Here is a 25,727-nt window from a genome sequence, read left to right on the forward strand (position 1 = left end):
AATAGATTAATTCAGTGCATATAATTATTAAGGGGTATATGAATATGATCAGAATGACTTTTGTTTTAAGCTATTTATTAATAGTTAATGGAAATATTCTAGCACAAAGCTATCAACTCAACTCATTGGTAGGACTTGATAGCGTAAATGTCGTTGTTGATATACAAAGTGATTCAGATCATTCGTACGACGAGGATAATTTAATTGATAAAACTGAGCTTAGACTACGAAGAAATGGGCTCAAAATATCTGAAAACAGATTTAACTCTACTGTATTTATAAGATTTCTAATTAAAGATATAACACTAGGTACTCGAAATGTTGGTTACTCAATATCATATGAGTTAATGCTTTCTCAGGGAACAATACTTTTGAGTAACTATCAATATGTAGAACCTGCCATATGGTTAAGAAGCGGAGTAAGCTTGATAGGGGATGATTACACTAGAGATGAGTTAACTCGATTAACTGATCAATTACTAGACACTTTCTTAAATGAGTTACTAACTGCTAATCCGGATTAGTTTATGATTAGCAATTAAGGCAATTACATTTCCTTAATTGGAACTCTATATCTCTTAAGAGTAACGATCGTATTATTTCTCTCTTTAGTGTTGAAAATAACTTTAAACTTCTTGATATAACGACTCTCCATATGTACTATTACTCCTGGTTCATCAATTGGCATATTTCTAACATATGGCTCTTTTCGGGGATAAATCTCTACTCCATTAACAACGTTACCTATTAGCTGATGAAGTTTTTTTCTTCTATTTATTTTTTCTTCTTCTGATGTAGCTGTTTCTAAATATTCCCTCGCTTTGGTTATTTCTTTTTGAGAGGATTTAAGTTTTTTCGATTCATTTCTTAATGAATACAATTCAAGATTCAGATTATTTATTACTTTGGATAGATCAGTCTGCTCTTCTATAATTTTTTCAATTTTTAGTTCAAGCTTATTTCGTACCACTTTATTACGAGTTGTAGAAATTGTATCAATTAAATTAGACACCTGATCTTCTAATTGTCTTACCCGAAATTTTTCAGCTGATATTTTTAGCTCATTTTCTGAAATCTGCTTCTTCAGCTCATCTTTATCATTAATGAATTTACTTAAATCCACCTCTTCTATGTATTTGAAGAAGAGTTCAAAGAAATCTTGATATCTAACACTCCTTGCCCGACAAATACGGTTCCCATTCTCATCCTTTAATGCACGTTTTGCACTGTAGCACCTTAGATACTTACCTCCTTTTGAAGTATCACCTTTATTATCATAATGCATAGCTGAACCACATTCTCCACATTTGACAATTTTCACAAACACATTGCTATGTACCCCATTAGATCCATTTCTTCCAACATGGTATCCATGTCTTTCTTTCCAATCTAAAATATGCTCCTGTACTGCTTCAAATAATTCCTTTTCAACAATCGGTGGGTAATAATTAATTATTTTATTTCCGATTTCTTTGCGTTTACCACTTTGCTTAGAGTGTGGCTGATATTCACCCAACACTCTTCTATCATGAATGTATCTTTGTATAGTGGAAGGTGGCCAATTGCGAGTCAATCTATCAGCTATTCGCTTATTTCCAAGTCCTTCAAGCTTTAATTGGAACATCATACGTACTTCAGCAGCAATATCTTTTTTAATTTTAAAGGATATCGTTTTACCATTTTTGTTTGTAACAGGCTCAAGCCATAATGGGCAGATTTTACTTAGCTTTTCCTCACCTTTTTCTGATTTTTCTCTTTTTACTCGCCAGTTAGCCCTTCCTCTAATTGTTTTCTTTAACGACTCCTCGTGACCAGTTTGAAGTATTATCGCAGATAGAACAAGCTGTCCAACATCAAATGTATCTTTTGTGTAATACTGCTTATCTGCTGCCGTATATATACCTACTCCTTTAAGTAAGATTCCTGTCATTAGATGAACAGCCTCTAATAGTGCCTGCCTTGTTAATCTATCTAGCATTTCTATTACAAGAACACTACCCTCTGCGATCTTTCCATCATTAATTAGGGTCTCGAAATAACCTAAAGCACCTTTCGTCCTATTTTCTCCTGTAAAACCTGAAAATCCTTCGTCAACTAATTTTAACTCATTGTCGAGTGGTAAATCCAAACTCTTTGCGATTTTTTCATAATCGATATCTTCAGTTTGCCTTCGTAATCCATCACCTTCTCTTTGTTTACCTGTACTAATTCTTATGTAACTGTAAACTTTTGGGGTACTTTGATTTTCCATAATGCATCATTTTAATGAAAGTCGGACACACAAGAAATGAAATCATTTATAAATAGTGTGTAATTAACTACAACATTATTATGGTAGGACCACCGGGATCAGGTAAAACGATGATGGCTCGAAGGATTCCCACCATTCTTCCTCCCTTAACTCTTGATGAAGCTTTAGAAACCACAAAAATACATTCTGTTTCCGGTTTGCTTCAATCTGGTAAGGCGCTCATTACTTCCAGGCCGTTTAGGGCACCACATCATACAGTATCGGATGTAGCTCTGGTAGGTGGGGGTGGAATTCCCATGCCGGGCGAAATTTCCATGGCGCATAATGGAGTGTTGTTTTTAGACGAACTCCCTGAATTCAAGCGAAGTGCGTTGGAGGTGATGCGCCAGCCCCTGGAAGATGGTTTTGTCTCTATCTCCAGAGCCAGAATGAGCGTTACTTATCCAAGCAGAGTAATGCTCGTTGCTTCCATGAATCCATCCCCTTCCGGAGACTGGTATAACCCAAATGAAGGAGGAGGGGTTAGCTCATTACAAATGCAGCGATACCTAAGTAAGATCAGCGGCCCGCTTCTGGATAGGATTGACCTGCATATTGAAGTAAATAAAGTGAGCTATGATGAGCTTTCTGGTCGGGCAAAAGGAGAGTCTTCTGAAGAAATTCGAAAAAGAGTTATCGAAGCCAGGAAAATTCAGTCACAGCGTTTCTTTGGCGCAAAGGGAGTATATAACAATGCTCAAATGAATACCCGACAGGTAAGAAAAGTGTGCAAGCTTGATACTACAGGTTCAGAAATACTGAAAGGGGCGATTATTTCACTAGGCCTATCTGCAAGAGCATATGATCGAATTTTAAAAGTAGGCAGAACGATCGCTGATTTGGATAAATCGGAAAACATCCAGGCTAATCATATTGCAGAAGCCATTCAGTACCGGAGTTTAGATCGAGAAGGGTGGCTGGGGTGAACATTGAACTTTGAATAAGAACACCGAACATTGATTTATATATAAGGTGGAAAGAAAGAATAGATATGATTTACATGATCGTTTAATTAAGTATTCGATTCTGATAATGAACGTGGTAGAAATGCTTCCAAAAAGTTATGCAGGAGTTCATTTTGCTAAGCAGTTAGTAAGGTGTGGAACTGCTCCGGCTTTTCATCATGCTGAAGCACAAAGTGCAGAATCAAGGAAGGACTTTATACATAAAATGAAATTGGCTCTTAAAGAGCTTCGTGAGACATATATAAATCTCAAGATAATTCATGAAAAGCCACTTCTCGATGATGAAAAGGTTAAAAAAGGAATCGAAGAGACAAATCAATTGATTTCGATCTTTGTCAAAAGCATTCAAACGGCTCGAAGGAATAGCTGAAGCGCTCGATGTTCGAAGTTTCACGTTCAGAGTACAATGTTCTACAGCTCGCATCATTATGCGGTATCAGAAAAGAATTACAAAACTATAATTCATATAGACGAAACAAACCAGAAACAATAAAGTTAAATCCCAAGAAATATGGTGACAACTATGAGAGACAAGACAACATATTGGCAAGGCAGTTTGGTATTTACTTTACCTATCATAATTATCCTATTATACATTTTACTATTCCTTTAAGGTTGATTTGAGTGTTCGATTTAGAGTAGCTTACCGATTCTGAATTAAACACAACATATTGGGCAATTACGCGGATATAGCATTTCCTTCTGCTGTACGAAGATTATTTACTTATCAGGTTCCAAAAGCCTTGCAAGGAGAAATAAAACCAGGCATGAGGGTTTGGGTGCCATTTCGTACTTATAATGCAATCGGTGTAGTTGTTAAGCTTCATAACCAAAAACCTGATTTCGAGATTAAAGCAATTCGGGAAGTTCTTGATCAAAGCCCCGTACTGGATACTTCATTGTTCAAGCTTACAGAATGGGTGCATCAGTTCTATTTTGCGAGTTGGGGAGAAGTAATACAGGCGGCCCTTCCGTCAGGCCTGAATTTTGTATCCAAAGAATTTGTGCGAATAAACCCTGATTCATCCACTCAGTCCCTTAGTGAGAAAGAACAGCAGGTAGTAAACGAGATAAGTATGCATGAAAAGCTTACCCTTTTAGAGGCAAATAAACGCTGGCGCAATTCCGGGTTCTCAGTTTCAAAGCTAATTAAAAAAGGAGCTCTGGAGGTTTGGGAAGAGCCATTTATGAAAGTGGATCTCAAAACAGAAAAAGAATGGGATTGGGCAGAGGGGAAATCAGCGCATATTGCCACGCAGTTTTTGCAGAGTGCTACGGGCAGGCCAGCAAAATGGAAAACAGCGTTGTCAGCTCTTGCTCAAAGTGACCTTCCCAAAAGAGACGCTCAACTCTCAGCCATACCTGAATTCAATAGTACTACTAAAAGAAGGCTTCAGGATGACGGATGGATTCAATTTAAAAAGGTAGAGAAGGAGTTTAACCTTGAGTTGGAATATGTCCCCGGTTCGATAAAAGAATTAAATAAAGAACAGAGGGAAGCTTTTCAGGCCATTGGCGAATCAATAAGCAAAGAGCAGTTTGAAAACTACCTACTGTATGGTATTACCGGTAGCGGGAAGACCGAAGTGTATATTCATGCCCTAAATGAGACTCTCAAAATGCAGAAAGGGGGCATTATCCTGGTTCCCGAAATCTCACTTACTCCTCAAACTGTTTCTCGTTTTTATAAAGTTTTCGGAGATGAAATTGCAGTCTTGCATAGCAGGATGAGCGATCGAGAGCGATTACAGGCTTGGAACGCATTGAAAAGCGGTAAGAAAAAAATAGCCATTGGAGCACGATCGGCCATATTCGCTCCTGTACAGAACCTGGGGCTAATTGTAATTGATGAAGAACATGACGGGTCTTATAAACAAGAAGATCCTTCTCCGAGATATCATGCCCGCGAAACCGCAATAATGAGAGCAAGCATGGGAAATGCGGTAGTGATTATGGGTTCTGCAACACCTAGTATGCAGGCACTCCATATGGCTGCTAAAGGCAAATGTCAGTTACTTAGTTTAACAACTCGTCATGCTGATGCAAGGCTTCCGGACGTCGAAATCGTTGACCTAAAACAATACTCCGGCGCCATGAAAGGGAACCTTGCTATTTCTTTGTTCAATGCTGTTGAAAATGCCCTATCAAAAAAAGAGCAGGTAATTCTGTTATTCAACCGAAGAGGATTTGCAAGCTATTTACAGTGCGGTATCTGTGGTCATATTCCTCAAAGTCCCGAATGCTCCGTAAGTCTGACCTATCACAAACGTAGAAACCTCTTACTATGTCACTATTCGGGATATTCCAGGAGGGCTGATACACATTGCGAAAAGTGTGGATCTGGCAACCTATTGATTCGAGGCTCAGGTACCCAACAAGTGGAGGAGAACCTGGAGGAATTATTTCCAAAAGCCAAAATTCTTCGTTTTGATAAAGACTCAACGAGCAATAAAGGCGCTCATGAGAAAATCCTGGCGAAATTTGGGAATCACGAAGCAGACATTCTTATAGGAACCCAGCTAGTAGCCAAAGGCCTTGACTTTCCAAATGTAACTGTAGTAGGAGTGATTGATGCAGATACCGAGTATGCATTCCCTTCTTTTCAATCTCATGAACGAATGTATCAGTTGTTAAGCCAGGTATCAGGGAGGTCGGGAAGAGGGGAGAAACCAGGTAAGGTATTTATCCAAACCCGGCAACCGGAAAATCCTGCCATTCAATTTGCCAAATTCCATGATCATGAAGGTTTTGCTAAAGAAGAAATGGGCTTTCGTAAGCCTTTGAATTACCCACCCTATTCGCGTCTTATAAAGTTTGTTTTGAAAGGAAAAAAGGAACATGAGGTAATTACCGCCTCCGAGAGTCTAAAAAATATAGCGTTATCGGTTGTTCCTGATATTGAACTCTTAGGACCCTCTGCTTCATCCATAGGATGGATGAACAACAATTATATTTGGGAATTATTATTAAAACTGGATCCTGAAAAAGGGGGGCAGTATATCGAAGCGGTGCTTAGTAAAATCATGGAAGTATATTCCAGGAAATCCGGATTGAGTAGCTCAAAAGTGAGAATCAATATTAATGTGGATGCAGTGCGCTAAAAACTTGCAATAGGTTTCAGAAAGTAAGTATTTACGCCCGAACTCATAATCATCAAACATGGGCGAACAACGAGTAAAACTGGCTAAGACTAACGAGGAAGTTCAAAACTTCATGAAGAATGTTCTAAAGGATGTTAGAGCATTGGAAAAAATGTTAGAGGAAGAATGGTTTGAGACGGATATAATCCGAATTGGAGCAGAACAGGAGCTTTGCTTAATAAATCAGCAGGCCAAGCCTTTTTTTGAGGCTCCTGATGTCTTAGAAAAGCTTGGAGGAGATAGTGATAATTTTACTACAGAATTCGCAAAGTTTAACCTGGAGATTAATGTAAATCCCCCGCTTGAGTTTAAGGGGAACTGCCTCTCACAAATGGAGCATAATCTCCAAAAGAATGTGGAGCAGGTAAGAGCCGCTGCAGACGAATTTGGTGCAGAAGTACTACTTACCGGGATTCTTCCAACCATCCGAAAAGCAGATGTCAGTATCGATAGTCTGACTCCGATCCCAAGATATAAGGCGCTTTGCCAGGCTATAGATAATCTGAGAGGAAAAGAATATGAGCTTCGAATCCAGGGGATGGATGAATTACTTATGAAATTTGATACCCCAATGCTGGAGGGATGTAATACAGGCTTTCAAATTCATTTGCAGATAAAGCCTGATGAGTTTGTTTCGAAATATAATGTAGCTCAGGCTATTACTGCTCCGGTTTTAGCAAGTGCAGTAAACTCTCCCCTTTTCCTGGGCAAGAGGTTGTGGGCCGAAACCCGAATTGCTCTATTTCATCAATCAGTAGATACCCGAGGAGTAGGAGACCATATCCGAGAAAGCAGTCCAAGGGTGATGTTTGGAACCGACTGGCTAAGAAACTCCATTCTTGATATTTACAAAGAGGATATTTCAAGGTTCAGAGTACTGCTAAGCTCTGATGTAGAAGAAAATGCAGAAGAGCTGATGAAGGAAGGGGTCGCTCCTCAATTAATGGCGCTGAAAGTTCATAACGGTACCGTTTACCGGTGGAACAGGCCATGTTATGGAGTAGGTGGTGGTAAGCCTCACCTGAGAATTGAAAACAGAGTGCTTCCTTCAGGTCCGACCGTGATTGATGAAATGGCTAATACAGCTTTTTGGCTGGGGCTCCTTAATGGCTTCGAAGATGAGCATCCGGATATAACTAAAGAACTTGAGTTTGATGATGCAAGAATGAATTTCTTTGCCGCTTCAAAAATGGGTATGGACACCAAGTTTGAATGGACAGGTGGAAGAAAAGTTACTGCAAAGGATTTAATTCAGGATGAACTGTTACCGATAGCCCGTGCAGGGTTGGAAAAAGCTGAAGTCGATAAATCGGATATAGATACTTATTTGGGCGTGCTTGAAGATCGCATCGAATCTTCACAAACCGGGGCTTACTGGGTAGTGAAATCATACTCGAATCTGATTAAAGAGAACAACAGGGAGCATGCTGTTTCTGCAATTACTACTTCCATGCTCAAGAATCAGAAAAAAGGTGAACCAGTACATAAATGGGGATTGGCCAGAGTAGAAGATATGGATCACTGGAAGCCTTCCAGCTTGATTGTTGAAGAGTTTATGACTACCGATTTATTTACAGCCCGGAAAGAGGATTTAATCGAGTTTACCGGGAACCTTATGGATTGGAGAAAAATCAGGTATGTGCCCATCGAAGATGACCAAAAGCATCTAATTGGATTAGTTTCAATGAGAATGATGATTCGGGAATATGCTAAGGCGGCAGTAAATGGTGAAGAGATTACAAACAGGCCTATTAGTGATTTCATGATTCAAAACCCGATAACCATTCATCCTGAAGCTTCAATATTGGAAGCAATGAATATTATGCAGACCCAAAAAATAGGATGTCTTCCGGTAGTGAAGAATAGCCGTTTAGTTGGTATTATTACCGAAGGTAATTTTATGGATATTACGCGAAGGTTATTATTAGCCCTTGCGGATGAAAAGGACAGCAAATAGTAGATGCAACTTATTGAAGAAGAACAACGGCTGAAACCCGGTTCAAGGGCAGACCATTACATTGGAGATTTAACGGGAATAAATCCTGGCCCTACAATTATAGCAATGGCAGGAATTCATGGTAATGAAGCTACAGGTGTTTCTGCAGTTGCACGAATTATGGAACTCCTCGAGCCTCATCAGGAGAAATTGAATGGTCGGGTGTTAGGATTAAAAGGCAATATTGCAGCTCTTAAATTAGGCCGACGTTTTGTTGATGAAGATATGAATCGGCTTTGGAGAACCTCTCTGCTCGATAAAATACGGAGAACAGAATCACACCAATTGCCCACCATAGATCGGGTTGAAGTAAAGAAAGTGCTACAAATTTTAGATCCAATTATGCTTTCAGGTGAAGAGGTAATTTATGTTGATCTGCATACTTTCTCTGGCTCAGGGGGGATGTTTATAATTGCTGCAGGTGAGGAAAGCGAATCAGAGTTTCTTTCAGCTCTTGAAGTTCCACAAGTGTTTGGAATCGATAAATCCCTTCAGGGAACATCCATGGATTATGCCGAGCACGCGGGGAAATTTGGCTTTGCATTTGAGGCGGGTTCACATGGGTCTGACGATGCAGAAGAAAATGCTTTTATTGGGTTATCCATATTGTTGGTAAATCTTGGTGTTATCTCGAAAGAGATTATCCCTGATTTTGATCAAAAAGTGGCTTCTTTAAAGGAGAAAGTAAAAGACTTCCCAAAAAAGGTTGAATACCTATATAAGCACATCGTTGAAGAAGGCGATAACTTTGTGATGAACCCAGGATTCAAAAACTTTGACAAAGTGAAAGAAGGTGATTGGCTAGCTTCAGACATAAATGGCAAAATCTTGGCTTTATCAGATGGATTTTTATTAATGCCTTTGTACCAGGAGCAAGGGAATGATGGTTTTTTTATTGTGAGGGAATGTGAGTAAAAAAGAGCTTAACGATTATCAATTTATTGATGGAAGCAGGCTTTCTTCTGTGATAGAAGCTTTGATTTTTGCCAGCGAGGAGCCCATTTCAGGTGATAAAATCAAAGATATCATTATAGAAAATGAAGATCAGATTGAGATCAGTAAAGAAACCGTAGCCGACTTTGTTGAAAAACTAAATCAGCGTTACGATGAAAATGGATTAAGCTTTCGGATCGAAAAACTAGCTGGAGGATATACTTTTGTAACCCAATCCAAATACCACTATTGGCTCAGTATCTTTCAGCACGAAAATGCTTTTCGAAAGCTCTCACAGTCTGCTATAGAAAGTTTGGCTATTGTTGCATACCGTCAACCCATTACCAAGCCCGAGATTGATCAAATTCGAGGGGTAGATTCGGGTTATATCATCAGGCAGCTGATGGAGAAAGCTCTTGTGGAAGTAGCAGGAAGGGCAGACGGTCCTGGAAAACCGCTACTTTACCGAACAACCCGTCATTTCTTGCGACATTTTGGACTGAATTCAGTCGCTGATCTTCCTAAGCCAAGAGAGATTGAGGAAATTTTGAAAGATGATGATATGGCTGAGCACCGCCAGCTATTACTCGAGCGTCAGCTTATGATGGAGGTTGAAGAAGAACGGGATAATGGAAGTGAGGAAGAAGAGGATTCAGGAGTTGAAGGAGAAGGTAACTCCGAGGAAGGATTAAATGAAGAAGAATAATTCGAGAAACAGCGGTAAGAAGTTCAAAGGTAAGGGCAATAAGAAATCTAACGAAGTAGACCAGGATTATTCCCAATCAGAACAAATTCGATTAAATAAGTTTATAGCTCACGCCGGTCTTTGTTCAAGGAGAGAAGCTGATAAGCTCATAACGGATAAGAAAGTACAGGTGAACGGCAAGGTAGTGACAGAGATGGGCTTTAAAGTTCGCAGAAAAGATTCTGTAGTAGTTGATGGGCAAAAAATATCCCTGGAGCCTTTTGTATATATTCTTCTTAACAAGCCAAGAAATACCATCACAACCACTGATGATGAGAAAGGCAGGAATACGGTGATGGATGAGATTGAGGATGCAACCGGCTACCGGGTTTATCCTGTAGGGCGACTGGATCGTAATACAACAGGTTTATTGCTACTTACCAATGATGGAGATTTAGCTCATCGTCTTATGCACCCCAGCTATAAAGTGAGAAAAACCTATGAGGTAGAAACTGCTCGGGGACTTCAGGAAAAAGAGCTTGCTGCCTTCGTTACAGGAATTAAACTTGAGGATGGTCCCGTAAAAGGCTACAATATTAAAGTGTTCGGGGATGTTAAGAACACGTTTATTATTTCTGTTTTTGAAGGTCGAAACCGACTTATTCGAAGAATGGTTGAATACCATGGAACAGAAGTCACCAAGTTGAAACGAGTAGAATATGCAGGGTTAAATCTAAAAAATGTGGCAATGGGTAGGTGGCGATATCTCAAGCAAAAAGAGATTAACGACCTTCGTCAACTTGTCAAATTAGATACGCTCGACTTTAGAAAGCAGTAACATGGAATTTGAGAATATCTCCATATCGTCAGGGCAAACCCCTTCCTCTGAAGGGCTCCCGATACGATGGGATTTATATTCTCCGATAAGTGGAACCAATCGCGAGTTCCCTGTTATTCTTTTTCTACACGGTTTCAAGGGATTTAAAGACTGGGGTCCTTTTCCTGATGCATGCGAGGAAATAGCAAGAAATGGATTTGGTGTAGTTGCTTTCAATTTTTCATTGAATGGGATAGGCGACAATAAAACTGAGCTGGATAGACTAGATTTATTTGCCAGAGAAACATTTTCGCAAGATATCCAGGATATAGATACGATTATTGGAGCTCTTCAGCGGGGAGAAATCAAAGACTCTCACTCTCACTTAAATACGGATGTGATTGGAATATTGGGGCATTCGAGGGGAGGGCAAACTGCCCTTGTAGCAGCTTCAAAGTTTGATTCCATTCAGTGTCTGGTAACATGGTCGGCAGTAGCCAATTACCTGGAGAGATGGTCAGATGTTCATAAAAAAGATTGGGACGAAAAGGGCTTTACAGAATTCAAGAATAGCCGTACCGGTCAGATAATGAAGTTGGATCGTGTTGTATATGATGATGCACTAAATAATCAGGAGGAAGTTTTAGCTATTAACAGAGTTGAAAAGCTTCGGATCCCATCCTTATTCATTCATGCCCGTCAGGATGAAACTGTTCCTTATACCGATTCAGAAGAACTTCATATAAAGTGCGCTACTAAAGAAAAAGAGCTGCGTTTGATCGCAAATACCGGACATACTTTGGGAGCTGCACATCCTTTTGAAGAAGAAGATTTTCCTGCTCCGTTTATGGAGGCCTTAGACTGGTCGATTGGTTGGTTTAGAGAGTATCTTAGATAAGCTAATTCTAGCTTTTAAAACTTTTACACGAATAACTTGCTAAACCGGGTTGTTTGTAAGACTTTCTTAGACTTTTTATTAAAACTAACAACCAACTATTCTATTTATGCAACTCGGAATATTTAAAAAAGGGCGTATTCTAGCGTATGTTCTATGCAGTTTTTTGGTGATTTCTGGATGTAAGACGACTCAACCAGCTTCGTCGTCATCGTCTTCATCACGACCTTCTGCCAACCGACCTGGACCAGGTGGTGGCGATATGAAGAAATTCAGTGAAGTAATCACTAAGGATGCTGAATCTGATGAAGGTTTATTTAACGTGCACAAAGTAAAAGACAAGTATTACTTTGAAGTACCAAATGAACTTCTTGAAAGAGAAATGCTACTCGTTACCCGTGTAGCCGGTTCTACTCAAAACTTAAGTTTTGGTGGAGCAGGTCAAAAAGCTCGTGGCCAGCAAGTGGTAAGGTGGCAGCGAAAGGAGAATTCAATCATGCTTCGACACGTTTCTTATTCCAGTGTTGCAGATGAAGAAGATCCAGTATACAAGTCAGTACGCAATAATAACTTTGAGCCAGTAATCTATACCTTCAAAATTGAAGCTGATGCAACAGATAGTACTGGATTAGTGTTTGATGCTACCAAGCTTTACACCTCTGATGTAGCTTTATTGAGCGGTTTAAGTAGCTTCCAAAGAAGAAATTTCCAGGTTCGTCGTTTAGATGCGAGCAGAAGTTTCGTAGAGCGTATGGCGAGTTACCCAAAAAACCTTGAAGTACGCCATGTATTAACTTATGATGCTGGTTCTCCTCCAGATGATGGTGTTACTAATACTATTTCTTTGGAAGTAAACCAGTCGATGTTACTTCTTCCGGAAGAGCAGTGGATGCCAAGAAACTGGGATCAAAGAGTAGGCTATTTCTCAATCGGTCAATACGATTATAGTTCTGATGAGCATAAAGCAGAAAGAAACAGATTCATTACTCGCTATAAGCTGGTTCCAAAAGAAGAAGACAAAGCAGCTTATCTAAGAGGTGAGCTAGTTGAGCCAGAAGAGCAAATCGTTTATTACTTAGATCCGGCTACTCCAAAAAAGTGGGTTCCATATCTATTACAAGGTATTGATGACTGGCAGGTAGCATTCGAAGCAGCAGGCTTCAAGAATGCAATTATTGGTAAAGAAGCTCCAACTCCTGAAGAAGACCCAGAGTTTTCGCCAGAAGATGCGCGTTACTCTGTAATGCGTTATATCACGAATCCAATTCAGAATGCTCAGGGACCCCACGTTCATGATCCAAGAACAGGTCAGATTCTAGAAAGTGATATCCTTTGGTACCACAATATCCAGAATCTCCTTAGAAACTGGTTCTTCATTCAAACAGCAGCAGCTAATCCTGATGCAAGAAACGTGAAAATGTCAGATGAAATCATGGGCGAAATGCTTCGATTCGTTATGGCTCACGAAGTTGGTCATACACTTGGTCTTCCACACAACATGGGTTCAAGTGTTGGATATACGGTAGATCAGTTACGTGATCCTGAATTTACTTCTACGCACGGTACTGCTCCATCTATTATGGATTATGCACGTTTCAACTATATTGCACAGCCAGGTGACGGAGTAACTCATTTCTATCCAAAAATTGGCGAGTACGATATCTGGTCAATCAAATGGGGTTACACCTGGATTCCTGAAGTTGAAGAGCCAAACGACGAAAATGAAACTCTAAATGAGTGGATTGTAGCTAATGGTGACGATCCGCTATACTGGTTCGGTTACTCAAACGGTATCGATCCTCGTTCACAAACAGAAGCGATTGGTGATGATGCGATGAGAGCTAGTGAGCTTGGTCTTGCTAACCTTCAGGTTATAACTGACAATCTTATCGATTGGGTTGGAGAACCTGGTGAAGAATACAGTGATCTAAGTGAACTTTATAATAACATCATTGGTCAGTGGAGACGATATATGGGGCATGTTACTACCTATGTAGGTGGTGTGTACCAAACATACAAAACCTTCGATCAGGATGGAGAAGTGTATGAGATTGTATCTAAAGCAGATCAACGACGTGCATTGGCTTTCCTAAATCGCCACGCTTTCACTACTCCAACCTGGGCATTTAACCAGGATATCCTTGACCGTGTGAATTCATCAACAGCTGTAGAAGCTTTCCGTGGTGCACAAGCAGGGGTACTGAACAATGTTATGAGTCCAACCAGAATTGCTCGATTAGCAGATAATGAGCGCCGTGCTGATGGCGAAACGTACACTGCCTTCGAAATGATGGATGAACTTCGAGGTGGAGTATTTAGTGAGCTTAGAGCGAATAGAAATATCGATGTTCATCGTCGACATCTTCAAAGAGCTTATATTGAGCGTGCTGATTACCTCATGAACCAGGAGCCTCCAAGAGGTGGGTTCTTTGGCTCACCTTATGACATTAGCCAATCTGATGTACGTCCAATCGTTCGCAACCAACTAGTGATTCTTAGAAGAGATATTAACAATCGCTTGAATGCAGGAAATATCAATCGTGCTTCGAGAACTCACCTTGAGGATGCTCGCGCCCGAATTGATGATATTCTTGACGGCGACGACTAAGCAATTATCATAAAGACAAAGGATGGTACGGTAACTGTGCCATCCTTTTTTTATTTAAAAAAGGAGATAACATGAAAAAAGCCTATTGGTTGATACCCGTTCTCAGTTTATTGATGATGATTCCAAGTACATCAGCTCAGCAACTGGATATGGAGTTAATGAAAGGGATTGAACCGCGGAATATCGGTCCAGCTGGTATGAGTGGTCGTATCACAGCGATTGATGTGGTAGAAATGAATCCGGATATCATGTATGCCGGGTCTGCTTCCGGAGGTATCTGGAAATCTGAAAGTGGTGGAATTGCCTGGGAGCCTATTTTTGATGAGTATGCTGCTGCTTCCATCGGTGCGATTGACATACACCAAAAGAGCCCGGATATCATTTGGGTTGGAACGGGAGAAGGAAATCCAAGAAACAGTGCCAGTGCAGGAGCCGGGGTATATCGCAGTTTAGATGGTGGTCGATCCTGGGAATTAATGGGTCTTGAAGGGACCCGAAACATTCATCGGGTAATTATTCACCCGGATGATCCAAACACCGTGTATGTTGGCGCTCAAGGAAACGCATGGGCCGATACAGAAGATCGTGGAGTGTACAAAACCACAGATGGTGGCAAAACCTGGGAAAAGATTTTATATGTAAATAATAGAACCGGTATTGCTGATTTGGTGATGGACCCCATCAACCCGAACAAGATGTTCGCAGCAATGTGGGAGTACCGCAGATGGCCATGGTTCTTTGAATCAGGTGGAGAAGGCTCAGGTCTATATATGACAGTTGATGGAGGTGAAACCTGGACCGAACTTACGAGTGAAGATGGCCTTCCTGAAGGAGAACTTGGAAAAATGGGGATTGCTATTGCACCAGGCAAAACCAATGTAGTTTATGCCATTATCGAATCCAAGAAGAACGGAATTTACCGAAGTGATGATGGTGGATTTACCTGGGAGCTTCGTCAAACCGTTGAAAAAGACGGAGATGTAGGAAACAGACCATTCTACTATGCAGAAATCTATGTAGATCCATTCAATGAGAATCGTGTATACAGTATCTATACGTATATCTCCAAGAGTGAGGACGGAGCCAAATCGTTTGAAAGCCTCTATCCATACTACAACTGGGTACACCCAGATCACCACGCTTTCTGGTTAAGTAAAGAAAGCCCTGGCTTTATGATTGACGGAAACGACGGTGGTTTGAATATTACCTATGATGGCGGTGATACATGGAGATTCATCGATAACATCCCTGTAGGTCAGTACTACCATGTTAATGTGGATATGGGAATACCATACAATGTATATGGCGGTATGCAGGATAACGGTTCATGGGAAGGTCCTGCTTATGTGTGGAGATCAGGTGGAATCAGGAATTCTTATTGGGATGAACTATTCTTTGGTGATGGATTTGATGTACTGGTTGATCCAAGTGATTCTCGTTATGTATATGCCATGTCTCAGCAAGGGAATATTGGAAGGGTTGATCGGGTTAGCGGAAGCGCAAAATTCGTAAAGCCAACCCACCCTGATGGAGATGTACTTCGTTTCAATTGGAATGCAGCTCTAAACTTTGATCCATTTGATGCAGAGACTATCTATTTCGGTAGCCAGTATGTGCACAAAAGTACCGATCGGGGAGAAACCTGGGAGATTATATCACCGGACCTAACAACTAACGATACTACCAAGCAGAAGCAGCATGAGAGTGGTGGTTTAACCATGGATGCTACCGGCGCTGAAAACTACACCACCATTTTGGCTATTGAGCCAAGCCCTGTTGAAGAAGACGTGATTTGGGTTGGTACCGATGATGGTAAAGTGCAAATCACTCGAGATGGTGGCGCAAATTGGACTGATTTAGCAAGAAATCTGCGTGGTGTTCCAGAAGGAAGCTATGTAGCTCAGGTTAAAGCGTCTAAGTTTAACGCTGGTGAAGCTTTTGCGGTAATCAACGATTATCGTCGAGGAAACTGGGCTCCTTATGTACTTCATACTACCGATTATGGTCGCCGTTGGGCAAACATCGTTGAAGACAAAGGAGTGAAAGGCTATGCACTTTCCTTCGTTCAGGATTTGGAAGAGCCGAACCTGATGTTTGTTGGAACAGAGTTTGGATTGTATGTAAGTATTGATGCGGGTGATACTTGGACAAAGTGGACACATGAATACCCAACGGTATCTACCTATGATATGGTAATGCATCCACGAGAGCATGACCTTGTAATAGGAACATTTGGCCGTTCATTCTGGGTGTTTGATGATATGCGACCACTTAGAGAGCTTGCCAGTAATGGTGCTGACGAACTTGAAAAAACCATCAAGGCTTTCCCTTCTCCGGATGCCTATCTCGCAGAATGGAGACAAGCCATGGGAAGCCGTTTTGCGGCAGATGGTATGTTTTTTGGCGATAATCGGGGAAGTGGAGCGATGTTAACTTATTCGGTAAATATTCCTGAGCCTGAAGAAGGTGAGAAGAAGAAAGACGAAAAAGTTAAAGTCGAAGTATTCGATAATTCAGGTGATAAAATCAGAACCTATGAAGTAACCCCTGATGGAAATGGCTTAAACCGAACCAGTTGGTCACTAAACCGAAAAGGAGTTCGATTTCCAAATAGAAATGCTCCAAGACCGAATGCTCCAGAACCAGGTGGCCCAAGTGTACTTCCGGGAACATACAAAGTGAAGTTTACTTTCATGGGTGAGTCTGATTCCACAATGGTAAGGGTGCATCCGGATCCGCGCATCGAAATGCCGATGAATGCTCTTCAGGCTACTTCCGACTTTTATGACAGAGTATATGAAGTAGTGAATCAAATGAACGATGCAGTAGCCATGCTTCGTGATGCCAAGGAAATTGTGGAGGTAAACGAACGACTTTTAAAATCCGATACTCGTCCAAAAGATGAGCTAAAGGAAGTCAATGATCTTAGTAAGGAAACCAAGGAACGCATTGATGAATTGATGAATCATGTATTCGGTAAGCCGGATGACCGCCAGGGAATTACACGTAACCCTGCAATTACTGTAATGACCCGGTTGTTTGGCCCAAACCGTTATTTAAACAATGATTGGGATGGCCCGGGTTCTCATGAAGAAAACCTCCTCCGTTTAGCTGCTGAAGCAGTAGATGAAGCAGTTGCTCAAATCGAGGACTTTGTAGCTACCGATTGGGTAGCTTACCAGGTAGCGATTGAATCTGCTGATCTAAGTCCGTTCAAAACTCTAGGTGGAGACGACCAGGACTAAACCTTTTTAACAAAGGAAATACTAAAGCCCCGGCTATTCGTCGGGGCTTTTTTTATTCGTCATTGTTTCGGTCGCTGTTGGCTTCCTCGCAAAAACTCTACAAGTCATTCTGAGGATACCTCCGAAGAATCTAAGTGTTTTGAATCACGTTGATTCTTCGCTTTCGCTCAGAATGACAGTAGTGAGAAGGAATGCGAGATTACAAGTGAAAGTTTTATATTCGATTCAAGGCAACCGCTAAAAGAACATAAATCAGCATGGAGTCATTTATAGAGTTTTTTGAAAACATCCCATCCGCTTTCAGAGCGGGTATTCTGGTAGGGGGTATTTTCCTATTCTGGATTATCGAAGGGGTATTTCCACTCTTCGAGTTTGGGTACAGGAAAGTCCGTCATGCTGGTATAAATGGATTACTCACACTCTTCTTCCTAATCATTGGGCTTGCTTTTGCCAGTGTGCTATTAGCCGCTTCTGATTGGGTAACTGCCAATGATTTCGGATTACTAAACTGGATAGACATGCCCATTTGGGCACAAATGATAGTAGGGGTAATGCTTCTTGATTTTTATGGAGCCTGGCTGGTTCATTGGGTGGAACACAAAGTTCGATTCATGTGGAAATTCCACCTGGTACACCACAGTGATACTACGGTTGATGTAACTACAGGACTAAGACACCATCCCGGAGAAGCTGTATTCCGAATGATCTTCACTATCCTTGGAGTGGTGATTGTTGGAGCTCCAATCTGGATTGTATTCCTTTATCAAACTTGCTCAGCAGCTTTTACCCATTTCAATCATGCCAATATCCAAATGCCCAAAAAACTGGACCGCACACTATCCTGGGTATTTGTAACTCCCTACATGCACAAAGTACACCATCACTACACCCAGCCCTTAACCGACACTAATTACGGGAATATCTTTGCGATTTGGGATCGGGTATTTGGTACTTTCGCAGAGGTGGATGATACTAAAGAGTTGATTTATGGAATCGATACCCACATGGACCCTAAAGAACATGACGATGTAGTAAACCTGCTAAAAATTCCATTTCAAAAATATCGCCCGCCAGTAGGTTCTAAGTTTGGAGGGGATGAGAAAGTAGAATCTTCAGATATAGAATCATGAGCCTTTTCGAACAATGCCATTTCTTATAAAATACCTATATATAAGTATTGCATCTATAGATATTTATGGATATGATGATTGTGGTCAGGTCAAAAAAAGGAAAATTATGAAATATCTATTCAGACTCTCTTTAATCTATATTTTAATTCAAGTCTTTTTACTTCCCAATAACGAAATCGAAGCTCGGGAAAGTTGTCATGACAATGGCGTATGTACAACGATATGTGGAGAAGAAGGAACCAAAGCTTGTTCATATGCTTGGTGTGATGATGAAATAGGTACTGAGCTATGTATGTCTGGAGGTGGTACACCTATGGAGTGTACGTCCGGGTGTTTTTAGCCTTTATATATGAGATTATTTGTTACTATTGTATCAGTTTCTCTTATAGTTTTTCTTTTCATTTATGTATTTCATACCAAATCATATTTATTTGAAAAAGAGGCTTTTGACTCTCAAAGTTTAGAGAGAAGAATTGATACACTTGATGTAGGTAGTAGAAAGGAAGTTTCTTTACCAGATTCTCTATACCGTCCTGAACAGATTCTTTTTAAGGAAGGGTATATTTATATCCTTGATTTTTCTGATATGAGAATTTACAGGTTTGATCAGGAATGGAACCTGATATCAATAATCGGAAACGGTAAAGGTAGGGGGCCTGGAGAAGCACTCTTGATCACTGATTTTTTTGTGGACTCCAATTTTATTTGGGTCGTAGATTCAAGGCAATTCAAAATTCTTAAGTTTGATCTTAATGGTAACTTAGTGGATGAACTAAATTCTAAAATTCATCCATTAAGAATTTTCTCAAACGATGAAAGTATTTTTTATTTAAGCTTGGGAGATGAGTTACTATTTAGCAAAATAAATATCGAAAATGGCCTGGAAAAGAGATTTGGACAATTTCCTGAGTTAGAGGCTAAAAGTTCTATTCTTTATGATGGTCAAATTACTGGTGGTAAAACAAACGATTTTTATTACTTACCATTCTATTATAGTAAGCTTTATAAATTCTCAGGTACTGAAGCTAATCGCATTCAAACAATTCACCTTCCTGATGCCCAAGATAAACCTGAACTAAAAATAGAATCTGGTTCAACTAGGATAACAGCACCAAAAGAAGAAAGGATAAATAATACTGGTATCGATGTATATAACGGAAAAGTATTTGTTGCCACCTATGATAAAGGAGTTTGGAATGGTGAAAAGTATGTAGAAGAGTGGAAATTATTTTTAGATGTATACGACGAAGAAAGCGGAGAATATTTACAGTCGTATAGGGTGCCAGGTTTTTTCCATAATTTTGCACTTGGCGAAAAGAAAATGTATATGATTTTACCTTCAGATATTATCTATGAAGTTCCTTTCGAGTATTAATAGTAGATTTCTGCTGGGAGATATCTTTATAAGAGTATTGATAATACTTTTAATGCTTGCTCATTTAGTTATCATTCTTCTTATCGCATTTAAACCAAGTTTAGTTCTAGATTTTTTTGAAGTAGTTTTTGTTCGAAGTAGATTTATTTTTTACACCTTTCTTTTTATTACCATAGCAAATCTATCATCAGGTTTGTTTTACAAAACAAAACCTTTTTGCTTGTTCTCTTTCCTGATCTTTTTTTCGCTTTCAGTTCTGATAATTAATTATTCTAGATCAATGGGCTTAGATTCGATATTAATGGATCCTCTATATTTTGATTTTGAAATGTTAAGCTTCTCTGTGATTGAGATAGGAGTAATTTCTCTTGTATCACTAATAGTGTTTTTTGATTTAATGGAAGGTAAAGAGTTAGAAAATTCAAATTGAAAGTACGTTTGCTCATTAGTTTATAGTCTGAAATGAATAAGGTCTATTTTACACTGCTTCCTTTATTAATGCTAATGTTGATGTGCGCTCCAATTCCGGACCCTTCACAAGATCCTTGCTATAAGCTTCCGGATTATTACTTCAATGAAGAAATTGTAGATACCTCTGAGGTTGTAACCGATTTTGATGTTCCATTTGAAGTAGTACCAAATATTAATTCAGGAATCACCTTTCCTGAGCCTGCTAGAAGAGCAGGTGTTTCCGGGAGAGTTACTATGGAAATAACTATATCAAAATATGATGCAGTACAGGAAATCAAAGTTATAAATGGACCAGGTTATTGTCTAAACAGACAAGCAGTACAGGCCTATATGAAAGCTTCATATACTTCTGCCATAAAAGATGGTGAACCTGTTAAAACCAGCTTTACAACGGGAATGAATTTTAACCTTTCCACTGTGAATTATTGATTAGCGTAGATGCACAAAAAGGTGTCAAAGAGTGATCAATAATTACATTCCAAGCAGGTAAGAGAACTTAATCAGAAACACATTTTCAGGTTTTACTGAAAATAGCTCATCAAAACCTGAGCCATAGTTAAAGCCTCCGGTTGAATCATCAAAGTCGGTTCGGCCTTGTGTCCAAACCAGGAATACCAGCGATCCTGGGCGATATTCCCATCTTAGTACTAAATTAGATCTGAATTGACGAAAGTTGAAGTCGTAGTCATTTACGTAATCTTCGGATGAAAACGAAACATCCCTGCTAAATCGATCTTCAAAATTATCGGCACGAGGATTAGTGACGACTTTAGGGTCAGAATAATCTACCGCACTAATAAAGGGTGATCCATAATATTGAATAGTAAAATCCGGAGAGACTACATAATCCAGTCGCATGGTAATGCTCGTAGTTACTTGATCAATGTCGCCAAATATATATGCATCGTCACCAATGAGGTCACTTGTTGTGGTCATATACTGAAGTTCCCCGTCAAAAATATTAAGGCTTGGGCGGACAAAAATTCTAAAGGCGTCAGTAGGAATGTATCTGACAGAGAAACCAAAATTCTTTCGATTGGCAGAATTATCAAATCCAAAGAATTGACTATGATTAGTTCCAAATGAAAGCTGCTTTCTACTATCAGTATTTACATTAAAATAGTAGCTATATCCACCAGGTACCTGCATAGATGGACCACCTCTTAAGAAAGTATTTGATACTTCTTCTCCTTCTATATCCATGCCACCACTTACAAACCAGTAATTTTTAAGCTGACCATTGATATTAAAATTCCCACCTTTGAAGCTATTGGTGCCACCAAAGTCCCAGCCTGTCCATTGATTGAAATTCAAATTCGCGTTTCTGAAAATTCCTATCGGATTAGCGAAACGGTAGCCGGCCCAAAGTACCTGGAAAATGGAATCACCGCGTCTCAAGAAACCTAAATCATTTAGTTCCAGCTCGGGAGAGCGCCAGGTTAGCCACCCCAAGTATCGCCATCCGCTGCTAGCTTGCTTTCCAACTTCGATATTTCCACCAGTTCCGGTCAGAGAAGTTCTGGTTGGGTCATAGGTGGTATAATCATTGTCAGGTCGTTGGAAGAACCTTCGGGACGATTCCTGCTGACTTAGGATTGCTTCTTGACTTCCTGTGATATGGCTGGCGATCATATTTGCACGAACGTAATACGTTCTGTCATTCCAATAGTGTTCAAAATTTAATCCTCCTGTATAAGCACTGGTATTTAGATTTTCGAGGGAGGCATCATTAATGTCCCGGTTTGTGGCGGTGAACATTCCACCAAAAACAGTATTACTCTCATTCGTTTCCTGCTGTACACTAGCCAGGAAATAATTCGTAAGTGGTTCAACGATTTCTTCACTAGAAATTCCATTCCGACTTACATCTGAGTATTCAGCAGAAGTCAGGCTTTCCACGATTCCAATGGATAGGCCGTTTTGGGTTTTGCCAGTAAGCTTTACAGCACCTAAAATGGTCGTGTTTTGTGGCACATCTGCATATTCGTTTAAATCACTATCAACATCCGGGAAATTTTGCGGGCTTCTGCCAATTCGACGAGAGTAGAATAAATTGTCGGATGAGTAAGGATTACCTCCACCGGTAATTTGGAAACTTGTGATGTTTCTACCTTCAATAAAAAATGGTCGTCGTTCCTGGAAAAAAGACTCAAATGCGGTAAGATTTACTTCAGAAGGATCGGCTTCAACCTGTCCAAAATCCGGGTTGATCGTGAAGTCTACAGTGAAGTCGTTAGTAATACCGATTTTACCATCTAATCCAAGACTTAAAGATTCGTCACTTCCATCTCGGAAAGGGTTTCCTGCTTCAGCTTCATAACGTTCTGCTTTTGCAACCGTGTATGGCGCGATTTCAATTTGCCGTTTTGGCTTAATTCCCCGGATACCGTGTAGTTTTCCAAAATTACTTACCCATCCGGCGTCTTCTTGTGAGAAGTACTGCCAGGTAGACCGCTCTTGATTTCTGAAAAACCTGCGGGTGAATTGCATTCCCCACTCCTGATTTTCATTTGCATCGAAGCGAAGTTGAGTAAACGGAATTCTCATTTCTGCAATCCAGCCTTCATTATCAATGCTGGTTTCAAAATCCCAGAGTGGATCCCAGGAAGAATCCCAGTTATTACCATCATTACTAATGGCTTCATCTCCTTTTACACCGGCAACTGTTGCGGTAAATGAAAAGGCGGTTCGTTTGTCGTTATAGCTATCAATATTAATCTCTACCCAGTCGCCTTCAAATCCATCTCTACGTGAAAGGCGTTTAACGATTTTATCCGGTTCATCGTCAAAAGCCCGGATCGCTACATAGAGGTAATTGTCATCATACAAAATTTTAATTGCCGTGGGTTGAGATGGCTCGGCTCCATGATCCGGACTGATTTGTGTAAAGTCACCCGACCATTCTACCATATTCCAGCTGTCTTCATCGACAAAACCATCAATTCGGGGAGCCTCGCCCGCAATTTTTTGAGTGTAATAGCTCTTTTGTTGAATTTCGGTTTGTTCCTGTGCAGTTACCAATTGTTGTGCACAGAAGCTAACGATGAGGAGTACTCCGAATTTGATTTTCATTGCGTTAATTTCTGAATTTTGTACCTATAACTATTTAAGCGACTTACAGATACACGCTTGGCGAAGAGAAAGGTTTCCTTAAGGAATGTAAAAGAATGGGAAGGGGGCTAAATGGGAATATTCACTACTCTCGGAAAGTATAACCTCACAATAGACTAAGTCTCAAAAAGCTCTTCTAAGATTTTCCAAAATTCATCAATCAGGGCTTGGTTGCTCAAAGCAGAATTCATAGATGTTTGTTCGGTAAACTTACCTATTGATTTTCCTTCTGGTGCTCCAATTAAGTTTCCATTGTTACCAATTTTTCCTATTAGACATTCTGCAAACTTTTGTCCCCCTTTTTGTGGTGTTTGAGATTTTCCTGCTAAAGCCATAAAAGTAAAAAGGACATTATTCATGAACCATCTCTTAAAAGGAGGTAAGGTTTTGAGCCCATCAGAGCCAGAAGTAAGCCCTGGAGAAAACCAGATAGTTTCATGCTCATCTTTGAATACCTCAGCCATTTTCTTCGTCCATAAAGCTCCGCAAAATTTTGAAACACCAATAGCATTCATTGGATTATAGGGTGGCGTTTGCTTCAAAAAGACATAGTCTCTTAGTTCTTCAGGAGTAGAGAATTCGGGCTTTTCTATTAACCCTTTTAACCCTCGAGCACCTTCACCACCTGCAATAACTACCCTCGCATTAGGCTTAAGCAGATTGTTTTCTTTAATAAGTTTTAGGGTAACATGACTGCCCATCAGGTTTTGAAAGATATTCTTTTCAATTCTTTTGCCATCCCATTCTACAGCCTGGTAATCATCTGAAAACACAGCGAAACCTGCTGCGAGAAAGACTATATCAAAAGAAAGGTTGTTTGGCAGCGAATATATTGCACTTCGAATCTTTTTTGGGTCATTCATATCAAACCCACCTATCACTCGAAGATTTACTTTGTTGCCTACTCCTAACTCATCCTCAATCTCTTTCTTGGCTATCAACCCTTTGGCCTTAGACCGACAAGCCATTACTATTGACGTTGCGCCATTAGCAATTAATTGCTTGATGGTTTCTCTTGCCATCGCTCCATTAGCGCCAGTGATCAATATATTCTTGTCAGAAATATTACTATCCATCTTAATCAGCTTAAGAGTTAGAAGTAATAGTTGAACCAAAAAAGGCTTTCACATTTTTGTGATAGGAAAGAGCAAAAGAAATCACAGCCACAAGGATTCCTATATATGCCCCAACTGGGATAGATATGAGGATGTTCAACGCAAAGACCAATCTCATCAGAATGATTTTTCTATTTAAGATTGTAGCGACAAGCATTGCAAAGCTGATGATGTACCCGATACCTGTATAGACCATCCAAATTGGATCAAGTGTACCTATAATTATATCCTGTGTAGTAAAAACCAGGTAAAAGAGAAAAGGGAGGGCAATCATCAACGCATTTAAGATGAAGATCGCTCGCAGCTGCTTCGGTTTATTTATTTTTTCCATTGCTGTTTAGTTATGTGTTATTAAGATGACCATTCGTCATATTTTGTTTAAAAAAATTATAGGTTTGCTAAAAAGTACTTTTTGAAATCCTCAAGTGGCTTTGCAGTAGCAGAAGCTTTCATCCGAACTAGCGCACCATGCCAGCCATTAATGATAGAACTTCCAAGAAGTTCTACATCTGTTTGTTCGTCAATTTCGCTTTGTGACTGGGCTTCTTTAAGACATTCAATGATTACCTGCTCCTGTTCATCAAAGCCCTGATCTAACAATATTCGAAATGACTCATTTACATCAGCCATTTCCGTAGAGAAGTTCCCCATCATACACCCCATCTTAAATTCCAGGACTTTTTTGTATTCCTGGATATTTCCCTCGTAAAAATCTCTAATCCTTTGAGTAGGTGACTTACTTGTATTTAGTAAATGGTTTTTGTGGATATTAAGTCCGTTAGACATATAGTTTCTTAATACTTCCAGCCCAAATTCTTCTTTACTTGAGAAATGATTGTAGAAAGAACCTTTAGGTATACCCACCTTATTGGTTATGTCTTTGATACCGGTAGCATTGTACCCGTTCACAAACATCAGGTCGCGGCCAGCATTAATAATGTCTTCTTTAAA

Annotated in this window: 20 protein-coding genes and 1 pseudogene; 16 read left to right on the forward strand and 5 right to left on the reverse strand. The window is 40.0% G+C overall.

All coding sequences use genetic code 11. The features are described from left to right. Nucleotides 1-38 precede the first annotated feature (38 nt). Nucleotides 39-524, forward strand: a complete 486-nt coding sequence (locus ED557_05685) for a hypothetical protein (GenBank protein RNC84471.1) — start codon at nucleotides 39-41, stop codon at nucleotides 522-524. Between the two features lie 23 nt (nucleotides 525-547). Here the strand turns inward: ED557_05685 and ED557_05690 are convergent, their stop codons facing one another. Further along, a complete protein-coding gene (locus ED557_05690; GenBank protein ID RNC84472.1) occupies nucleotides 548-2,251 on the reverse strand; it encodes a recombinase family protein in 1,704 nt (567 codons plus the stop codon). A 65-nt stretch (nucleotides 2,252-2,316) separates the two neighbouring features. Here ED557_05690 and ED557_05695 point away from each other — a divergent pair. The 15 genes and pseudogenes from ED557_05695 (at nucleotide 2,317) to ED557_05765 (ending at nucleotide 20,979) form a co-directional block, all read left to right on the forward strand. Continuing rightward, nucleotides 2,317-3,216: pseudogene (locus tag ED557_05695) on the forward strand (ATP-binding protein). A 106-nt stretch (nucleotides 3,217-3,322) separates the two neighbouring features. Then, entirely contained in the window at nucleotides 3,323-3,625 is a 303-nt protein-coding gene (locus ED557_05700) for a four helix bundle protein (protein ID RNC84473.1), read from the forward strand. Nucleotides 3,626-3,926: 301 nt separating this feature from the next. Further along, the gene (priA, locus tag ED557_05705) at nucleotides 3,927-6,356 is read left to right on the forward strand and encodes a primosomal protein N' (GenBank protein ID RNC84474.1); all 2,430 of its coding nucleotides are present in this window, start codon (nucleotides 3,927-3,929) and stop codon (nucleotides 6,354-6,356) included. Nucleotides 6,357-6,414: 58 nt separating this feature from the next. Continuing rightward, nucleotides 6,415-8,352, forward strand: a complete 1,938-nt coding sequence (locus ED557_05710) for a CBS domain-containing protein (protein RNC84475.1) — start codon at nucleotides 6,415-6,417, stop codon at nucleotides 8,350-8,352. A gap of 3 nt (nucleotides 8,353-8,355) precedes the next feature. After that, a complete protein-coding gene (locus ED557_05715) occupies nucleotides 8,356-9,306 on the forward strand; it encodes a hypothetical protein (GenBank protein ID RNC84476.1) in 951 nt (316 codons plus the stop codon). Next, nucleotides 9,299-10,030, forward strand: a complete 732-nt coding sequence (scpB, locus tag ED557_05720; GenBank protein ID RNC84477.1) for an SMC-Scp complex subunit ScpB — start codon at nucleotides 9,299-9,301, stop codon at nucleotides 10,028-10,030. Before ED557_05715 ends, scpB begins: the two co-directional genes overlap by 8 nt. Further along, entirely contained in the window at nucleotides 10,017-10,847 is an 831-nt protein-coding gene (locus ED557_05725) for an rRNA pseudouridine synthase (protein ID RNC84478.1), read from the forward strand. Before scpB ends, ED557_05725 begins: the two co-directional genes overlap by 14 nt. A 1-nt stretch (nucleotide 10,848) precedes the next feature. After that, a complete protein-coding gene (locus tag ED557_05730; GenBank protein RNC84479.1) occupies nucleotides 10,849-11,724 on the forward strand; it encodes an alpha/beta hydrolase in 876 nt (291 codons plus the stop codon). A gap of 106 nt (nucleotides 11,725-11,830) precedes the next feature. Then, complete coding sequence (locus ED557_05735; protein ID RNC84480.1) at nucleotides 11,831-14,329, forward strand: DUF5117 domain-containing protein; 2,499 nt, start codon at nucleotides 11,831-11,833, stop codon at nucleotides 14,327-14,329. Between the two features lie 71 nt (nucleotides 14,330-14,400). Continuing rightward, on the forward strand, nucleotides 14,401-17,574 hold the full coding sequence (locus tag ED557_05740; protein RNC84481.1) for a hypothetical protein: 3,174 nt from the start codon (nucleotides 14,401-14,403) through the stop codon (nucleotides 17,572-17,574). A 257-nt stretch (nucleotides 17,575-17,831) separates the two neighbouring features. Further along, entirely contained in the window at nucleotides 17,832-18,704 is an 873-nt protein-coding gene (locus ED557_05745) for a sterol desaturase family protein (GenBank protein ID RNC84482.1), read from the forward strand. Nucleotides 18,705-18,717: 13 nt separating this feature from the next. Next, nucleotides 18,718-19,044, forward strand: coding sequence for a hypothetical protein (locus ED557_05750; GenBank protein RNC84483.1), 327 nt, complete (start codon nucleotides 18,718-18,720; stop codon nucleotides 19,042-19,044). Nucleotides 19,045-19,053: 9 nt separating this feature from the next. Continuing rightward, complete coding sequence (locus ED557_05755) at nucleotides 19,054-20,079, forward strand: 6-bladed beta-propeller (protein RNC84484.1); 1,026 nt, start codon at nucleotides 19,054-19,056, stop codon at nucleotides 20,077-20,079. Further along, the gene (locus tag ED557_05760; protein ID RNC84485.1) at nucleotides 20,057-20,509 is read left to right on the forward strand and encodes a hypothetical protein; all 453 of its coding nucleotides are present in this window, start codon (nucleotides 20,057-20,059) and stop codon (nucleotides 20,507-20,509) included. The genes ED557_05755 and ED557_05760 overlap by 23 nt, the downstream gene beginning before the upstream one ends. A gap of 32 nt (nucleotides 20,510-20,541) precedes the next feature. After that, on the forward strand, nucleotides 20,542-20,979 hold the full coding sequence (locus ED557_05765; GenBank protein ID RNC84486.1) for an energy transducer TonB: 438 nt from the start codon (nucleotides 20,542-20,544) through the stop codon (nucleotides 20,977-20,979). 42 nt (nucleotides 20,980-21,021) lie between these two features. Here ED557_05765 and ED557_05770 read toward each other — a convergent pair whose 3' ends face one another. The 4 genes from ED557_05770 to ED557_05785 form a co-directional block, all read right to left on the reverse strand. Continuing rightward, nucleotides 21,022-23,622 (reverse strand): hypothetical protein, encoded by a 2,601-nt coding sequence (locus ED557_05770; protein ID RNC84487.1) that lies wholly within the window; start codon nucleotides 23,620-23,622, stop codon nucleotides 21,022-21,024. 155 nt (nucleotides 23,623-23,777) lie between these two features. Further along, the gene (locus ED557_05775) at nucleotides 23,778-24,776 is read right to left on the reverse strand and encodes a KR domain-containing protein (GenBank protein RNC84488.1); all 999 of its coding nucleotides are present in this window, start codon (nucleotides 24,774-24,776) and stop codon (nucleotides 23,778-23,780) included. Then, a complete protein-coding gene (locus ED557_05780; protein RNC84489.1) occupies nucleotides 24,748-25,107 on the reverse strand; it encodes a hypothetical protein in 360 nt (119 codons plus the stop codon). Before ED557_05780 ends, ED557_05775 begins: the two co-directional genes overlap by 29 nt. Before the next feature lie 56 nt (nucleotides 25,108-25,163). Then, nucleotides 25,164-25,691 (reverse strand): TetR family transcriptional regulator, encoded by a 528-nt coding sequence (locus tag ED557_05785; GenBank protein RNC84490.1) that lies wholly within the window; start codon nucleotides 25,689-25,691, stop codon nucleotides 25,164-25,166. Nucleotides 25,692-25,727 lie beyond the last annotated feature (36 nt).

Origin of the sequence: Balneola sp., assembly GCA_003712055.1 — a bacterium.
Lineage (GTDB): Bacteria > Bacteroidota > Rhodothermia > Balneolales > Balneolaceae > RHLJ01.

What these genes read in the sequence shown, in the direction of transcription:
- ED557_05685 (RNC84471.1), top strand. Translation starts at nt 39, where the DNA reads ATGAATATGATCAGAATGACTTTTGTTTTAAGCTATTTATTAATAGTT.
- ED557_05690 (RNC84472.1), bottom strand. Translation starts at nt 2,251, where the DNA reads ATGGAAAATCAAAGTACCCCAAAAGTTTACAGTTACATAAGAATTAGT.
- ED557_05700 (RNC84473.1), top strand. Translation starts at nt 3,323, where the DNA reads ATGAACGTGGTAGAAATGCTTCCAAAAAGTTATGCAGGAGTTCATTTT.
- ED557_05710 (RNC84475.1), top strand. Translation starts at nt 6,415, where the DNA reads ATGGGCGAACAACGAGTAAAACTGGCTAAGACTAACGAGGAAGTTCAA.
- ED557_05715 (RNC84476.1), top strand. Translation starts at nt 8,356, where the DNA reads ATGCAACTTATTGAAGAAGAACAACGGCTGAAACCCGGTTCAAGGGCA.
- ED557_05725 (RNC84478.1), top strand. Translation starts at nt 10,017, where the DNA reads ATGAAGAAGAATAATTCGAGAAACAGCGGTAAGAAGTTCAAAGGTAAG.
- ED557_05730 (RNC84479.1), top strand. Translation starts at nt 10,849, where the DNA reads ATGGAATTTGAGAATATCTCCATATCGTCAGGGCAAACCCCTTCCTCT.
- ED557_05735 (RNC84480.1), top strand. Translation starts at nt 11,831, where the DNA reads ATGCAACTCGGAATATTTAAAAAAGGGCGTATTCTAGCGTATGTTCTA.
- ED557_05740 (RNC84481.1), top strand. Translation starts at nt 14,401, where the DNA reads ATGAAAAAAGCCTATTGGTTGATACCCGTTCTCAGTTTATTGATGATG.
- ED557_05745 (RNC84482.1), top strand. Translation starts at nt 17,832, where the DNA reads ATGGAGTCATTTATAGAGTTTTTTGAAAACATCCCATCCGCTTTCAGA.
- ED557_05750 (RNC84483.1), top strand. Translation starts at nt 18,718, where the DNA reads ATGCCATTTCTTATAAAATACCTATATATAAGTATTGCATCTATAGAT.
- ED557_05755 (RNC84484.1), top strand. Translation starts at nt 19,054, where the DNA reads ATGAGATTATTTGTTACTATTGTATCAGTTTCTCTTATAGTTTTTCTT.
- ED557_05760 (RNC84485.1), top strand. Translation starts at nt 20,057, where the DNA reads ATGAAGTTCCTTTCGAGTATTAATAGTAGATTTCTGCTGGGAGATATC.
- ED557_05765 (RNC84486.1), top strand. Translation starts at nt 20,542, where the DNA reads ATGAATAAGGTCTATTTTACACTGCTTCCTTTATTAATGCTAATGTTG.
- ED557_05770 (RNC84487.1), bottom strand. Translation starts at nt 23,622, where the DNA reads ATGAAAATCAAATTCGGAGTACTCCTCATCGTTAGCTTCTGTGCACAA.
- ED557_05780 (RNC84489.1), bottom strand. Translation starts at nt 25,107, where the DNA reads ATGGAAAAAATAAATAAACCGAAGCAGCTGCGAGCGATCTTCATCTTA.
- ED557_05785 (RNC84490.1), bottom strand. Translation starts at nt 25,691, where the DNA reads ATGTTTGTGAACGGGTACAATGCTACCGGTATCAAAGACATAACCAAT.